Origin of the sequence: Streptomyces sp. NBC_01288 (genome assembly GCF_035982055.1) — a bacterium.
Classification (GTDB): Bacteria; Actinomycetota; Actinomycetes; order Streptomycetales; family Streptomycetaceae; genus Streptomyces.
The window spans coordinates 359994-374810 of sequence record NZ_CP108427.1; the positions used below are offsets into that span (position 1 = coordinate 359994).

General features: G+C 69.7%; 13 protein-coding genes. 9 read left to right on the forward strand and 4 right to left on the reverse strand.

Annotation, left to right across the window (positions count from 1 at the left end; genetic code table 11):
* Positions 1 to 8: 8 nt before the first annotated feature.
* Both OG194_RS01700 and OG194_RS01705 read left to right on the forward strand, forming a co-directional pair.
* Positions 9 to 1664 (forward strand): C40 family peptidase, encoded by a 1656-nt coding sequence (locus OG194_RS01700; protein WP_327398987.1) that lies wholly within the window; start codon positions 9 to 11, stop codon positions 1662 to 1664.
* Positions 1665 to 1861: 197 nt separating this feature from the next.
* Positions 1862 to 2320, forward strand: a complete 459-nt coding sequence (locus OG194_RS01705; RefSeq protein ID WP_327398988.1) for a hypothetical protein — start codon at positions 1862 to 1864, stop codon at positions 2318 to 2320.
* Between the two features lies 1 nt (position 2321).
* On the opposite strand, the gene OG194_RS01710 is transcribed toward OG194_RS01705, so the two are convergent.
* Positions 2322 to 3170, reverse strand: a complete 849-nt coding sequence (locus tag OG194_RS01710; protein WP_327398989.1) for an endonuclease/exonuclease/phosphatase family protein — start codon at positions 3168 to 3170, stop codon at positions 2322 to 2324.
* Between the two features lie 191 nt (positions 3171 to 3361).
* On the opposite strand from OG194_RS01710, the gene OG194_RS01715 reads away from it, so the two are divergent.
* The 3 genes from OG194_RS01715 (at position 3362) to gndA (ending at position 6101) form a co-directional block, all read left to right on the forward strand.
* On the forward strand, positions 3362 to 3895 hold the full coding sequence (locus OG194_RS01715) for a GtrA family protein (protein ID WP_442811478.1): 534 nt from the start codon (positions 3362 to 3364) through the stop codon (positions 3893 to 3895).
* A 55-nt stretch (positions 3896 to 3950) separates the two neighbouring features.
* Complete coding sequence (locus tag OG194_RS01720) at positions 3951 to 4487, forward strand: hypothetical protein (RefSeq protein ID WP_327398991.1); 537 nt, start codon at positions 3951 to 3953, stop codon at positions 4485 to 4487.
* Positions 4488 to 4631: 144 nt separating this feature from the next.
* A complete protein-coding gene (gene gndA / locus OG194_RS01725; RefSeq protein WP_327398992.1) occupies positions 4632 to 6101 on the forward strand; it encodes an NADP-dependent phosphogluconate dehydrogenase in 1470 nt (489 codons plus the stop codon).
* A 63-nt stretch (positions 6102 to 6164) separates the two neighbouring features.
* Here gndA and OG194_RS01730 read toward each other — a convergent pair whose 3' ends face one another.
* Positions 6165 to 7151 (reverse strand): LacI family DNA-binding transcriptional regulator, encoded by a 987-nt coding sequence (locus OG194_RS01730; RefSeq protein WP_327398993.1) that lies wholly within the window; start codon positions 7149 to 7151, stop codon positions 6165 to 6167.
* A gap of 293 nt (positions 7152 to 7444) precedes the next feature.
* On the opposite strand from OG194_RS01730, the gene OG194_RS01735 reads away from it, so the two are divergent.
* The 4 genes from OG194_RS01735 to OG194_RS01750 all read left to right on the forward strand — a co-directional run bounded on the left by OG194_RS01735 (position 7445) and on the right by OG194_RS01750 (position 12902).
* Positions 7445 to 8371: a carbohydrate ABC transporter permease gene (locus OG194_RS01735; RefSeq protein WP_327398994.1), complete on the forward strand. Its 927-nt coding sequence runs from the start codon at positions 7445 to 7447 to the stop codon at positions 8369 to 8371.
* Positions 8372 to 8374: 3 nt separating this feature from the next.
* Positions 8375 to 9325, forward strand: coding sequence for a carbohydrate ABC transporter permease (locus tag OG194_RS01740; protein WP_327398995.1), 951 nt, complete (start codon positions 8375 to 8377; stop codon positions 9323 to 9325).
* Positions 9326 to 9371: 46 nt separating this feature from the next.
* Positions 9372 to 10712, forward strand: coding sequence for an ABC transporter substrate-binding protein (locus OG194_RS01745; protein WP_327398996.1), 1341 nt, complete (start codon positions 9372 to 9374; stop codon positions 10710 to 10712).
* A 138-nt stretch (positions 10713 to 10850) separates the two neighbouring features.
* Complete coding sequence (locus OG194_RS01750) at positions 10851 to 12902, forward strand: beta-galactosidase (RefSeq protein WP_327398997.1); 2052 nt, start codon at positions 10851 to 10853, stop codon at positions 12900 to 12902.
* Here OG194_RS01750 and OG194_RS01755 read toward each other — a convergent pair.
* Both OG194_RS01755 and OG194_RS01760 read right to left on the reverse strand, forming a co-directional pair.
* Positions 12895 to 13542: a response regulator transcription factor gene (locus OG194_RS01755; protein ID WP_327398998.1), complete on the reverse strand. Its 648-nt coding sequence runs from the start codon at positions 13540 to 13542 to the stop codon at positions 12895 to 12897. The two genes, OG194_RS01750 and OG194_RS01755, sit on opposite strands and share 8 nt — an antisense overlap.
* A complete protein-coding gene (locus OG194_RS01760) occupies positions 13539 to 14786 on the reverse strand; it encodes a sensor histidine kinase (RefSeq protein WP_327398999.1) in 1248 nt (415 codons plus the stop codon). The genes OG194_RS01755 and OG194_RS01760 overlap by 4 nt, the downstream gene beginning before the upstream one ends.
* Positions 14787 to 14817: the final 31 nt, after the last annotated feature.

Consider the following 14817-nt stretch of genomic DNA (forward strand, 5'->3'; position numbering starts at 1 on the left):
CGTCTGCCATGCCGGCAGAACGAAGTACGCGCACCGGAGGCAGTGGCCCCACCGTGGACGACCGACCCAGCCGTGACGAAGTCCAGCGGCGGATCAACTCCCTTTACGACAGGGCCGAGACGGCCACCGGAAACTACAACGCCACACGCAAGATGTCCGGCGGTCCGCGCAAGCGTGTCGAACCCCGCCCCAGCGCGTCGCGTACTTCCGACCCCGCCCAAGACGCCGTCACTCGGCAGTTGTTCGACCGCGCTCGCGCCCAGATGGGCCCGACCGTACCGGCGAAACTGCCGCCCGGCAGGACTCCCGCCCGCTCGGCGGCACCCAGGCCCGAGCGGTCCGAACGACGCCCCGAGCCCGAAGGCGGCGGCCGCGCGCTTGAGGCGCAGCCCAGCCGCGCCGTGGCCGAACTGACCGCGGGGACCGGCGCACCGGAGCCCGTCACCCCTCAACTCGCCGCGCCCATCGCAGAGTTGACGGCCGGACCGATCGCCGCGCTGCCGCCTGCCGCGCCGCAGGCACCCCAGTCGCCTCAGATCGCCGCGCCGCAGGCACCCCGGTCGCCTCAGATGCCGTACATGCAGCAGATGGCTCAGATGCCGCAGCCGACGGTCCTCGACCTGCCGCCCGTGCCCTCCATCGAGGTGGCGCCCATGCCCTCCGTGGAGGCACAGCAGTTCGCCGTCGCGGCCGCCCCGGCACCGGCCTTCGACCCGCTCACGGCGGACCTGGAGCTGCTCCCTTACATCGCGGCTCCGCGCACCGAATCCGCCCCGGCTGGTGCTACCTGGCCGCCCGCGGAGACCAACTGGCCCACCCCGGAGGCGACTTGGTCGACCGGGTCGATGCCCATGGTCCCCGAACAGCAGATGTGGTCGACGGGCCAGATGCCCATCGCGCCCGAGCAACAGGCCTGGTCCACGGGGCAGATGCCCGTCCTGCCCCAGCAACAGGCTTGGTCGACGGGCCAGATGCCGATCGTGGCCGAGCAACAGACCTGGGCCACCGGTCAGATGCCGATCGTCCCCGAGCAACAGGCCTGGTCCACCGGCCAGATGCCTCCGGTGACCGAGCAGCGGACCTCGTACCCCACGCCGGAACCGGACTGGCGCCCGCCGCAGCAGGAGTGGCAGCCGGCACCGCCCGCCGCCGAGGTCTCCTTCGCCGCGGCCCCGGCCATCGCTCCCGAGTTCACCCTGCCCACGGCTCCGACGATGGCCCCGGAGATCATTCTTCCCCCGGCCCCGACCATCAGCCCGGCGCCCGCCGCGGCCGTACCCGCCGCGCCGCAGGACCCCACCACGCTCAGCAAGACCAGCACCGCGCTCGCCTTCGCCCGCGCCCAGATCGGCAGGCCCTGCCTGTGGGGCGCGGCGGGACCGGACGCGTACGACTGCTCCAGCCTCACCCAGGCCGCCTGGAAGGCCGCGGGCGTCCTCCTCCCTCGTACCGCCCAGGAACAGTCGGGTGCCGGCGCCCTCGTCCCGCTCACGGACATCCGCCCCGGCGACCTGATCTTCTTCTACGACAGCATCGATCACGTCGGCCTCTACACCGGCAACGGCCTGATGATCCACGCGCCGAGTCCGGGTACGCCGATACGCGAGGAGTCGATCTTCTACGCCGGTGCCGCCGCCATCCGGGGCGCCGTACGGCCCGCCTGATCCGATCGGGGCCGGGCATTTCCCGGCCCCTACCGCACACCTCACGACACTCCCGGCCAACCGTGTCGTAGACCCGTACGAGTGGTGCATCCTGGGACACGGTCGTAGCGTCGACAGAGACACGACGACCGCGCCCCGGCAGGCGGGCCCACCGCTGGTGCGGGGCGACGAGGACGAAGAGGCGGCCGGGAGCGGACATGTACAAACACACCATGGTCGGAATCGTCACGCTCTGTGCCGCAGCCCTGCTCGGGCCGGCCGTCGGCACCTCGTCGGCGGCGCCGACCACGGTCCCGGTGACCGCCCACCGACAGCTACAGGACCCCGTGCTCGTCGACTGCCTGTGGCATCCCCAGGTGCGCCCCACCGACTTCATGCTCGCGTGCGGCGACGGCAACAGCCGCCTCACGTCGCTGCGTTGGACGTCCTGGAACAGCGACTCCGCGACGGCCACGGGCGTCAACGTGGTGAACGACTGCAAGCCCTACTGCGCGGTGGGCAAGTTCCACTCGTTCGCGGTCACCGTCCGGCTGGACACTCCGCAGACCTGGAAGCGGCACCCGCAGGCGCGGCAGTACACGGAGATCACCCTGACGTACCCGGGCGCGAGGCCGGACAAGTTCCAGCACACCGTGACCTACCCCCTCTGGAACTGACTCAGAGCGCCAACTCCACCACCAACGGCCGGTGATCCGAGATCGCCGTCCTTGGCGCGTGCGCTGCCCCTACGGCGTCCGCGCCGAGCCCCGTCGCCAGGATGTGGTCGAGTTGCACGAGCGGGCGGTGCGACGGAAAGGTCGCCCGCCGCGCCGAACTCCGCCAGCCACGCGGCGCGGTCGCGTTCAGGGTGAGCCGGGGAAGGGCGCCGAAGAGGTTGAAGTCGCCCATCAGCACCCGGGGTTGGGGCAGATCGGCGATCCAGCGGCGCACGGTGCGCAGTTGCCCAATGTTCCACCCCGGCACGAACGAGAGATGGACGGCCACGACGGTGAACGGGCCGTGCGGTCCTTCCAGTACGGCGGCCAGGGCGGCCCGGGACTGATCCCGCGCCAGCACCGGAAACGCCTGCCCGGCCACCCGCAACGGCATCCCGAAGGGCGCCGCCGGGAGCCGTAGGGCCCGCCACTCGCGGACCGGGAGCCGGGAGAGCAACGCCAGTCCGTGCGAAGGGACTTCGGGCTGCCGCTGCCCCTCGGGGCCGTAGACGCGCATCCCGGGTTCGGTCGGGTCGGAGACCCAGCCCCGGCCGGGCACGGAACGGCAGTGCAGCGCCGTCGCGTATCTCCAGTCGCGTGCACCCATCGCGTCGGCGGCGACCGCCGCCTGATCGACACCGCCCGACCGTTCCTGGAGACAGTCGATCTCCTGGAGTGCCACCACGTCGGCGTCCAGGGACGCGACGGCTTCGGCGAGGGGCGCCGAGGGATCGCCGGGGGCAACGGGGTTCGGGCGGCCGTCCGGCAGGATCTGCCGACCGTGCAGCACGTTGAACGTCGCGCATCTCACCAGTAACTCACCCATGGTCAGGCCGCATTGTACGGAGGTCGCCTGCGGGAGGGGCTCCCCTGGTTCCTCCCGTTCCTCCGTCGCGAAAATGTACTTGCGTAACTCAATCAATCCGCTATAGTTGAGTAAGTCAAGCAATCCTACGCGGCCGCATCACCGCGGCGTAGCGTACGGAGCGGATGGAGACCGCCATGGACGACGCGCCCCGGACCCCGGCCGCTCCCGGTCCGCTCGCCTCCTTCGCCCGGTTCGTGGCACTGGGCGGCGGTGTCGGGCTCCTCTCCAGCGGCGCCGTGGCCCTGTTGGCGGAGCAGCTGCCCTGGGCGCTGGCGAACGCGCTGATCACCGTCGTCTCCACCCTCCTGTGCACGGAACTCCATGCCCGTTTCACCTTCGGCTCGGGCCGGCCCGCCGGATGGCGTCGGCACTGGCAGTCGGCGGGCTCGGCCGCGGCGGCCTACGGGGTGACCTGCGCCGCGATGTTCGTCCTGCATCTGGTGCAGTCGTCGCCGGGGATGCCGACCGAGCAGATCGTCTACCTCAGCGCTTCAGGGCTTGCCGGCCTCGCCCGGTTCCTCCTGCTGCGCCTGTACGTCTTCGCCACCGGTAGTGGCCAGGCGGCCATGAACGGCTCGCGGCAACTCCAGCGCCTTCAGGGCATGTTGGAGGCTCCGGCTACCGTAGGCACGTTGCAGCGGCGGCAGTTCGCGCTCGCTCCAAACTGAACGTCCCCCGGTGATCGGCTAGGCTGATCGTTTCCAATTCACAGGCGGCGGGGGCATGTTCACCAAGCGATTGATAGTGGGCGGACTGACAGCACTTCTGATCGGAGCGCTCAGCGCATGCGGGGGCGGAAGCGACGACAGCACGCGATCCGCGTCCGGCGTCGGGCAGGGCAGTTCGAGCACCCCGCAGAAGTCCCGGCCCACCCCTGACACCGTGACCGGCCTCCGCGACTCGGTCCGGCACCTCGCCAGACAGACGGCGAAGGGCACCCGGCCGCACACCGTCACCAAGTGCACGCCCGCCACCAAAAAGGTCCAGCACAAGTCCAGTTCCGGATCGGGCTCCAAGAAGAAGACCCGCACCTGGTACACCACGGAGCAGTACCGGAAGTGCTCGAAGGTGCGCAGCGGCACCGAGACGTACACCCGGGTCGTCCGCGCGGAGCGGTGGTGCGTGAGCCTCGACGACGTCGGCGGCAACACCGCGAAGGACGACGTCTGGTACCAGGTCACGCGTGCCGCCTACGACGAGGCACGCACGGCGGACGAGCACGCGCGCGTGGAGTTCACTCCGACCGGTTCGGGCTGCTGAGAGCCAGGTCCGACGACGCGGTCCCGGAAGGAATTACGAATCGGGGGCCCGTACTTCGAGTGATTTCGCGATCACAGACGTACCTGCGGTCATGGGCGCCCAGCGCCGACCCGCCACGTCACCGACTCGGAGAACAGGCACCCCATGAACGCATCCGCACCGCACGACCCCGCCGCCGACGGAACCGCCCAGATCGGCGTCACCGGCCTCGGCGTGATGGGCCGCAACCTCGCACGCAACTTCGCCCGCAACGGCTACACGGTCGCCGTCCACAACCGATCGCCGCACCGCACCCATGAGTTGATGAAGGAGTACGGCGACGAGGGCGCCTTCGTCCCGGCCGAGACGGCCCAGGAGTTCGTGGCCGCGCTCGAAAAGCCCCGCCGCCTGATGATCATGGTGCAGGCCGGTCCGGCCACTGACGCCGTGATCGACGAGTTCGCCGCGCTCATGGAGCCCGGCGACATGATCATCGATGGCGGCAACGCCCACTTCGCCGACACCCGCCGCCGCGAGGCCGCCCTGCGCGACAGGGGCCTGCACTTCGTCGGCGCCGGGGTCTCCGGCGGCGAGGAGGGCGCGCTGAACGGGCCGTCGATCATGCCCGGCGGTTCGGCGGAGTCGTACGCCGTGCTGGGTCCGATGTTCCAGTCCGTCAGCGCGAAGGTCGACGGTGAGCCCTGCTCCACGCACATCGGGACCGACGGCGCCGGGCACTTCGTCAAGATGGTGCACAACGGCATCGAGTACGCCGACATGCAGCTCATCGCCGAGGCGTACGACCTGTTGCGCCAGGTCGGGGGCTACACCCCGGCCGAGATCGCGGACGTCTTCCGCCGCTGGAACGAGGGGCGGCTCGGCTCCTATCTGATCGAGATCACCGCCGAGGTCCTCGGTCACACCGACGCGGAGACCGGCAAGGCGTTCGTCGACATCGTCACCGACGCGGCCGGGCAGAAGGGCACCGGCCGCTGGACCGTGCAGACCGCGCTGGAGCTGGGTTCGCCGGTCACCGCGATCGCGCAGGCCACCTTCGCGCGCGCCTCGTCCAGCCAGGGCGACCTGCGCGCCGCCTACCGCGGGCTGCCCGGCGGCACCACTCCCCCGCTGAGCCGCACCGAGGCCGACCGCTTCACCGCCCAGGTCGAGCAGGCGCTGTACGCCTCGAAGGTCATCGCCTACGACCAGGGCTGGAAGATGATCCAGGACGCGGCGACCGAGTTCGAGTGGTCGATCGACCTCGCCGCGGTCGCCGGGATCTGGCGCGGTGGCTGCATCATCCGCGCCTCCTTCCTCGACCGCATCCGTGCCGCGTACACGGCCGACCCGGCGCTGGTCAGCCTGCTGGGCGAGGAGCGTTTCGCGCAGGAGATCGGCGACGCGCAGGTCCCCTGGCGCGAGGTGGTCGCCTCGGCGGCCCGCCGCGGAATACCGGTCCCGGCGTTCTCCGCCGCGCTGTCGCACTACGACACGCTGCGCGCCGACCGGCTGCCGGCGGCCCTTCTCCAGGGCCAGCGCGACTTCTTCGGCGCCCACACCTACGGCCGTACGGACCGTACCGGCGCCTTCCACACGCACTGGTCCCGGCCCGGCCGCCCGGAGACGACGGCCTGAGCCGTGCGCGCATGACGTTCCGGCCCTCCTGCTCATGCAGGGGGGCCGGAGGTCTGCGTGCCGCTACCCGACGGGCGGTGCCGTGCTGTCGCGTATGACGAGTTTCGTGGGCACCAGCGTGGTGCCGTGCTCGTCGCCGCGATCCCGCATCCGCCGTAGGACACCTTCCACGCACAGGCGGCCGACCTCGGCGAAGTCCTGGTGGACGGTGGTCAGGGGCGGCAGGAAGGAGCCGGCCTCGGGGATGTCGTCGAAGCCGATGACGCTGACGTCCTCGGGGATGCGCCGGCCGCGCTCGTGCAGGGCCCGCAGCAGGCCCAGGGCCATCTGGTCGTTGGCCGCGAACACGGCTGTGCAGTCGGCCTGTTGGGCGAGTTCCAGTCCCACGCGGTAGCCCGACTCCGCGGACCAGTCGCCGCGTACGACGGGGGGCACGGGCCGTCCCGCGTCGGTGAGTTCGGCGCTCCAGGCGTCGGCGCGGCGCTGGGCCGCGAAGGACTCCTCGGGGCCCGCCAGGTGCCAGACCGTGCGATGGCCGAGGTCGAGGAGATGGCGTACGGCTGCGCGCGCTCCGCCGTTCTGGTCGGTGTCGACCACGCTGTAGCGGTCGCCCGCGTCGGAGTCGGCGACGACGACCTGGACATGGGGCGGCAGGGAGATGGTCGCCGCGTCCAGGAGGTGGACCTCCATGATGGCGATGACGGCGTCGACGGCGAGTTCGCCGAGGCGGGAGAAGGCGCCGCGCACCTCGTCCTGGGTGGGCACGGCGACCGGCAGGAGCGTGACGGCGTAGCCCTCGTGCGCGGCGGAGGTGGCGATGGCCTCCAGCGTGCGCATGTTGCCGGTGGTGGAGAGGTTGAAGGTGATCACGCCGATGGTGCGGAACTCACCGCGTTTCAGCGCGCGGGCGGCGCTGTTGGGCCGGTAGCCCAGCTCCTTCATGGCGGCGAGGACCTGTCGCCGGGTCTCCTCGTTGACGCCCGCGAAGCCGTTGGACACCCGGGAGACCGTCTGTGACGACACGCCGGCGACGCGCGCGACATCCGCCATGGACGCGCTCGGGGCGCGTCTCGACGTCCGTTTCCCGGTGCGTCTGCGTGGCTTCTCCGTACCGCCCGAGGCACCGTCCACTGTGTCCACCTGTATCCCTCACATATCGATCCGATCGCCTCGGCCGTGTTTCCCCAAACGACCCTTGACCACCGACATTGGGGCAGTGTAGACATGCCGCCATCAGATGTTTACGTAAACATAACAGCCCGGGGCCGTTCCGGACCGTGCTGTTTACGCAACATCGCGACGGCGTGTGACGCCGGTTCCGAGATGGACGAGCGAGGAACTACATGACGACGCTTCAACCCCCTGCGGCCGCGACTCGGCCTCCTACCAGGCCGTCGGCGAAACGAGAACGCCGTTCCTGGACAGGGTGGGGTTTCATCGGCCCCTTCGCGGTGGTCTTCGCCTTCGTCTTCCTGGCTCCGATCGCGTACTCGATCTATCTCAGCCTCTTCCGCGACCAGCTCATCGGCGGCAACCACTTCGTCGGCCTGGACAACTACACGCAGGCCTTCCAGGACGACCAGTTCTGGTCCTCCCTGGAGCGGGTCTCGCTGTTCCTGGTGATCCAGGTGCCGATCATGCTCGGCATCGCCCTGTTCGTGGCGCTCGCCCTGGACAGCGGCCGGCTGTTCGGCCGGGACTTCTTCCGGATCTCGATCTTCCTGCCGTACGCCGTGCCCGCCGTGGTCGCCACCCTGATGTGGGGCTTCATGTACGGCACCCAGTTCGGCCTGGTCGGTGACATCAACAGCGCCTTCGATGTGACGCTGCCCGACCCGCTCTCCGCGCACCTGGTGCTGGCGTCGATCGGCAACATCGTGACCTGGGAGTTCGTCGGCTACAACATGCTGATCTTCTACTCCGCGCTGCGGGTCATCCCGACCTCGCTGTACGAGGCGGCGGAGATCGACGGCGCCGGCCAGTTCCGCGTCATCACGGCCATCAAGCTCCCCGCGATCCGCGGCGCCCTGGTCATCGCGACGATCTTCTCGATCATCGGCAGCTTCCAGCTCTTCAACGAGCCGAGCATCCTGCGCCCGCTGGCGCGCAACGCGATCACGACGGACTACACGCCGAACTTCTACACGTACTCACTGTCCTTCAACGGACAGCAGCACAACTACTCCGCGGCGGTCGCCATCATCATGGGGCTGATCACGATGATCATCGCCTACGTCGTGCAGCTCCGCGGCATGCGCAAGGGAGCCTGAGCCATGAGCACCCCCGTCACCACCGCCTCTCCCTCCGCATCGACCGCGTCCGGCGGCGGTTCCAAGGGCGCGCCCCGGCTGCGCACCCCGCGCAAGAAGCACTCCCCCGGGCGCCCAAAGCGCAGCATCCTGCTGACCGTGCTCACCGGTCTGATCCTGGTCTACACCGTGGTGCCGCTGCTGTGGCTGGTCATCAACGCGACGAAGACCCAGCAGGGCCTCGCCGACTCCAACGGCCTGTGGTTCGCCCACCACTTCGCCCTCTGGTCGAACATCCACGACACGTTCACCTACCACGACGGCATCTTCGTCCGCTGGCTGCTGAACACCCTGCTCTACGTCGTACTCGGCGCCGGCGGTGCCACCTTCCTGTCGATCCTCGGCGGCTACGCGCTGGCGAAGTTCAACTTCCCCGGGAAGCGCGCCATCTTCGCCGTGGTCATCGGCGCGGTCGCCGTCCCGGGTACGGCCCTCGCGGTGCCGACGTTCCTGATGTTCAGCAAGATGGGGCTGACCGACACCCCGTGGGCGGTGATCATTCCCTCGCTGGTCTCGCCGTTCGGCCTGTATCTGATGTGGGTGTTCGCCACCGAGGCCATCCCGGTCGAACTCCTCGAAGCCGCGCGGATCGACGGAGCGGGCGAGATCCGCACCTTCTTCCAGGTCTCGCTGCCGCTGCTCGCCCCCGGTGTCGTGACGGTCCTGCTGTTCACCACGGTCGCGACGTGGAACAACTACTTCCTGCCGCTCATCATGATCAAGAACCCGGACTGGTACCCCCTGACCCTGGGCCTGGACGCCTGGAACTCCCAGGCCCAGACGATCGGTGGTGACGTCATCTTCAACCTGGTGATCACGGGTTCGCTGCTCACCATCGTGCCGCTGATCGCCGCGTTCCTGCTGCTGCAGAAGTACTGGCAGTCCGGACTCGCCGCCGGAAGCGTCAAGGAATAACCCAACCCTCAAGTAGTCCCACCCACGAAGAAGTGGAAGCACCTCCATGCGCAGAACTACCGGCCGCCTGCTGCGCGGCATGGCTCTCCTCTCCGTCCTCGCCCTGGGAGCGACCGCCTGCGGCGGCTCCGACGACGACAGCTCCAGCACCAAGGCGGTCTCCGCCTCGGACATCCAGGCGGCTCTCAAGAAGGGCGGCTCGGTCACGGTCTGGGCCTGGGAGCCCACACTGAAGACGGTCGCCGCCGACTTCGAGAAGAAGTACCCGAAGGTCAAGATCAACCTGGTCAGCGACCGGTCCGGTGACAAGCACTACACCGCGCTGTCGAACGCGATCGCGGCCGGCAAGGGCGTCCCCGACGTCTCCCAGGTCGAGTACTTCGCGCTGAGCCAATACTCGCTCACCAAGGGCCTGACCAACCTGGCGCCCTACGGCGCCGACAAGCTGGCCTCCAAGTACACGGCCGGTCCGTGGAACGCGGTGAGCGACGGCGACAAGGTCTACGGCCTGCCGATGGACTCGGGCCCGATGGCGATGTTCTACAACAAGAAGGTCTTCGACAAGTACAAGATCGCCGTCCCGACCACGTGGGACGAGTACGTCGTCGCGGCCCGCAAGCTGCACAAGGCCGACCCGAAGGCGTACATCGCCAACGACGCCGGTGACGCGGGCTTCACCACCAGCATGCTGTGGCAGGCCGGTTCGCGCCCCTACAAGGTCGACGGCACCAAGGTGACGGTCAACTTCGAGGACGCGGGCGCCAAGAAGTACACGGAGACCTGGCAGAAGCTGATCGACGAGAAGCTCCTCTCGCCGATCAACGGCTGGACCGACGACTGGTACAAGGGCCTCGGTGACGGCACCATCGCCACACTGACCACCGGCGCCTGGATGCCCGCCAACTTCGTGAGCGGTGTCGCCGGTGCCTCCGGTGACTGGCGCGCGGCCCCGATGCCGCAGTGGACCGCGGGCGGCAAGGCCAGCGCGGAGAACGGCGGTTCGTCCCTCGCCCTGCCCACCCTGGGCAAGAACAAGGAACTCGCCTACGCGTTCGTCCAGTACGCCAACGCCGGCGCCGGCATCCAGACCCGCGTGAACGAGGGCGCCTTCCCGGCGACCAAGGCGGAGCAGCAGTCGGCTGCGTTCCAGAACAAGGCGTTCCCGTACTTCGGCGGACAGCAGGCCAACAAGATCTTCGCCCAGTCCGCGTCCGAGGTCGCTTCCGACTGGTCGTACCTGCCCTTCCAGCAGTACGCCAACTCGATCTTCAACGACACCGTCGGCAAGGCGTACATCTCCGGTACGACGCTGGCCCAGGGTCTCAAGAGCTGGCAGGACGCCTCCGTCAAGTACGGCAACGAGCAGGGCTTCACGGTCAACAAGTGACCCGCTCGAAGTAGCCGGCTCGAAGAAGTAACCGGCACCACCCCGGGAGCCGCCGCTGAGCAGCGATCGCTCAGCGGCGGCCCGCCCGGAATCCACCACGTATCGCGTACCGCCTGTGCAGTAACCGGAAGGACCATCATGATCTCCACCCTCCTGTCCCAGTTGCGGCACGGGCCGGACGGTGCCGCCACCCCCCGTCTCGCCTACGGCGCCGACTACAACCCGGAGCAGTGGCCGCGGGAGGTGTGGGACGAGGACATCCGGCTGATGCGCGAGGCGGGCGTCAACATCGTCTCCTTGGGGATCTTCTCCTGGGCCCGTATCCAACCCGCCCGGGACGCATGGGACTTCGGCTGGCTCGACGAGGTCATGGACCTGCTGCACGCGGGCGGCATCGGCGTCGACCTGGCCACCGCCACCGCGTCCCCGCCGCCGTGGCTGAGCACGGAGCACCCGGAGATCCTCCCGGTCACCGCCGCCGGTGAGACCCTGTGGCCCGGGGGCCGCCAGCACTGGCGCCCCACCTCGCCCGTCTTCCGCGAGCACGCGCTGCGCCTGGTACGGAAGTTGGCCGAACGCTACGCCGACCACCCCGCACTGGTCGCCTGGCATGTCTCCAACGAGCTCGGCTGCCACAACGTCTACGACTACTCCGACGACGCGGCCCGCGCCTTCCGCGACTGGCTGCGCGCCCGCTACACCACGATCGACACCCTCAACCAGGCCTGGGGCACGGCGTTCTGGTCCCAGCGGTACAGCGACTGGGAGCAGATACTGCCGCCCCGGCTGGCCGCGTCCTTCCCGAACCCAACCCAGCAACTCGACTTCAAGCGCTTCTCCTCCGACGCGCTCAAGGACCATCTCCGCGTGGAGCGCGACCTGTTGCGCGAGATCACGCCCGACGTGCCGGTCACCACCAACTTCATGGTGATGGGCAACACCAAGGGCATGAACTACGCCGACTGGGCCGCCGAGATCGACTTCGTCTCCAACGACCACTACGTCACGCCCGGTTCGCAGGACCGCGACGAGCTGTCCTTCTCCGCGAACCTCGTCAGCGGCATCTCCGCCGGCCGCCCGTGGTTCCTGATGGAGCACTCCACCAGCGCCGTCAACTGGCAGCCCGTCAACGTCGCCAAGCGCCCCGGCGACCTGGCCCGCGACTCCCTCCTGCACGTCGCGCACGGCGCCGACGCCGTCTGCTACTTCCAGTGGCGTCAGTCTGCGGCCGGTGCCGAGAAGTACCACTCCGCGATGGTGCCGCACGCCGGTGCCGACAGCGAGGTCTTCCGCGCGGTGGCGGAACTCGGCGACACACTGCGGACGTTGGCCCCCATCGCCGGGTCGGACCGCGAGACGGCCCGGGTCGGCATCGTCTTCGACTGGGAGTCCTGGTGGGCGAGCGAGCAGGACTCGCACCCCACCGACCGCCTCGACTACCGCCAGGAAGCGCTCGACTGGTACTCCGCCCTCCTCGACCTCGGCGTCCGCGCCGACATCGTCACGGCACAGACCGCCCTCGACCGCTACGACGTGGTGATCACGCCGGTGCTGCACATGATCCCGGCGGCCCTCTCCAAGGAACTCACCCGGTACGTCGAGCAGGGCGGCCACCTCGTCTCCACGTACTTCTCCGGTGTCGTCGACGAGAACGACCACATCTGGCTCGGCGGCTACCCGGGCGCACTGCGCGACCTGTTGGGCATCCGCATCGAGGAGTTCGGCCCGCTGCTCGACGGCGACACGGTCGAGCTGGACCTCGACGGCACGGTCACGGGCTCCCTGTGGACCGACCGGATCACCGTGGCCGACCCCGAGGTAGAGGTGCTGGCCCACTACCGCAGCGGTACGTACGCCGGTCGCCCCGCCGTCACCCGCCGTACGGTGGGCGGGGGTTCGGCGGCGTACGTCTCCACGCGCCTGGGCCGCGAGGGCCTCACCGGTCTGCTCCCCGAGCTGCTCGCGCCCGCCGGTGTCGGCAGTGAACTCCCCGACCCCGCAAAGGGAGTTGTCGAGCTGACAGTGCGCCGGAACGCCGAGAGCCGCTACCTGTTCCTGGTCAACCGGACCGACGGGACAGTGCCGTTGACCGGCCTGTCCGGCGAACTCCTGGTCGGCAGCGCGGGCGAGGACGGTTTCCCCGTGCTCTCCCCCAGGGAGGTCGCCGTAGTGAGCCAGCCCGTCAGGTGAGTTCGAGCAGCCCCCGGCGGACGGCCTCCGACACGGCCGCCGCCCGGTTGTCGACCTTGAACTTGCGGTAGATCCGCACGAGATGGGTCTTGACCGTGGCCTCGCTGAGGAACAACGCCTCGGCGATGGCCCGGTTGCTGCGCCCTTCGGCCATCAGCCGGACGACCTCGACCTCGCGCTGGGTCAACTCCTGTGCGGGACTGACCACTTGGCCGACGAGTTCGCCGACGACCTCCGAGGCGAGCCCGACCGAACCGCCGGCTGCCGTACGGACGGCCTGGAAGAGTTCCTCCGGCGGCCCCGCCTTGAGCACATAGCCACGGGCGCCCGCCTCCAACGCCCGTACGACATCGGCCCGTCCGGCATAACTGGTCAGCATGACGACAGCCACGCCGGGCGCCCGCTGGGCGAGCCGTCGGACGGCCTCGACGCCGTCGATCCCACTCCCCGGGCCGACGAACCGCAGATCCATCAGCGCGACATCGGGCGTCAACTCGGTTGCCAGGCGCACGGCTTCCTCACCACTCCCGGCTTCGGCGATCACGTCGAGGTCCGGTTCGCCGTCGAGCAGGGCGTGCAGACCGGCCCGTACGACGGCGTGGTCGTCCGCGATCAGGAGGCGGAGCGGTGCGGCGGTCATGCGGTGGTCGCCGCGGTGAGAGGTGCGGCGGGCTGGTTCCGGGGCGGGGCGGACACCGTGGCGCGGACCCTGGTCCCCCGCCCCGGCATGCTGCTCACGTCGAGGTCTCCGCCGCATTCGCGCAGTCGTGCCCTGGCCGCGGGGAGTCCGAAGCCGCGGTCCGCGCGGGCACCGGTGGCGAAGGCCGCGGCGGGGTCGAAGCCCCGCCCGTCGTCGCTCACTTCGAGTTCCACCCGGTTCCGGTGACGCCGGTAGGTGACCAACACGCTTGCCGCGCGGGCGTGTTCGCGTACGTTCGCCAGCGTGCTCTGGGCGACGCGGAAGAGGGTGGTGGCCGTGTGCTCGTCGAGGACCGGCTGATGCGCGCCCACCGCGCGGAACTGGATCCGGGCCCCGGCGCCTTCCGTCCGCGACCGGGCGCACAGCAGCCGCAGCGCGTCCTCCAGGCCCGCCTCGGCGACGGCGGCGGGAGTGAGATCGCGGATCATCCGCCGGGTCTCCGTCAGATTCGCGCCGAGTCCGTCGGCCACGGCACGGACCCGGGTGCGTGCCACGTCCGGCCGATCGTCCCAGTCCCGCTCGGCGACTTGCAGCATCATCACGCTGCCGGCGAGTTCCTGGGCCAGGGTGTCGTGCAGGTCGCGGGCGATACGGGTGCGCTCCGCGAGCACACCGGCCTGGCGCTGCTGCTTGGCCAACGTGTCCCGGGTGTCCCGCAGTTCCTCCACGAGCCGCTGGCGGACGGCCGCGTCCCGCTGTTGGGTCCGGTACAGGGCGACGGTCGCCCACACCGCCGCGACGGGAACCAGCGCGACCTCGGGGTCGAACCGGCCCGTGGACCGCATGAGTGACCCGACGAGCACGACGGTGATCACGGCCACGGTGACGACGGCGGCCCGCCGGCCGAGCACGCGCAGTGCGGCGCAGGCGAGCGGAACGGCGCACCACACATAGGCAGTGGTGAGCGGCGACTGGGTGAGGAAGGTCAGCACGGTCCACAGCAGGAGCAGTACGGGAATCCAGGCACGCCTGCCGAACGATCCGAGCCGCTCCCACCATGTCAGCCCACCGGCATAGACCAGAGCCAGCGCTCCGCTGAAGCTCACGATGTACCAGCACAACGGAACGTCGGTCAGGGCGAGCCGGACGAAGCCCGCCCCGACGACGAGGAACAGCGCGAGATGGGAGACGTGCTCCAGGGTCGGCCGGATGCCGCGAGGGGTCAGCGGAGTGCGAGCGGACACGGCGGATCCCCTTGGGACGAATGATCCGGAC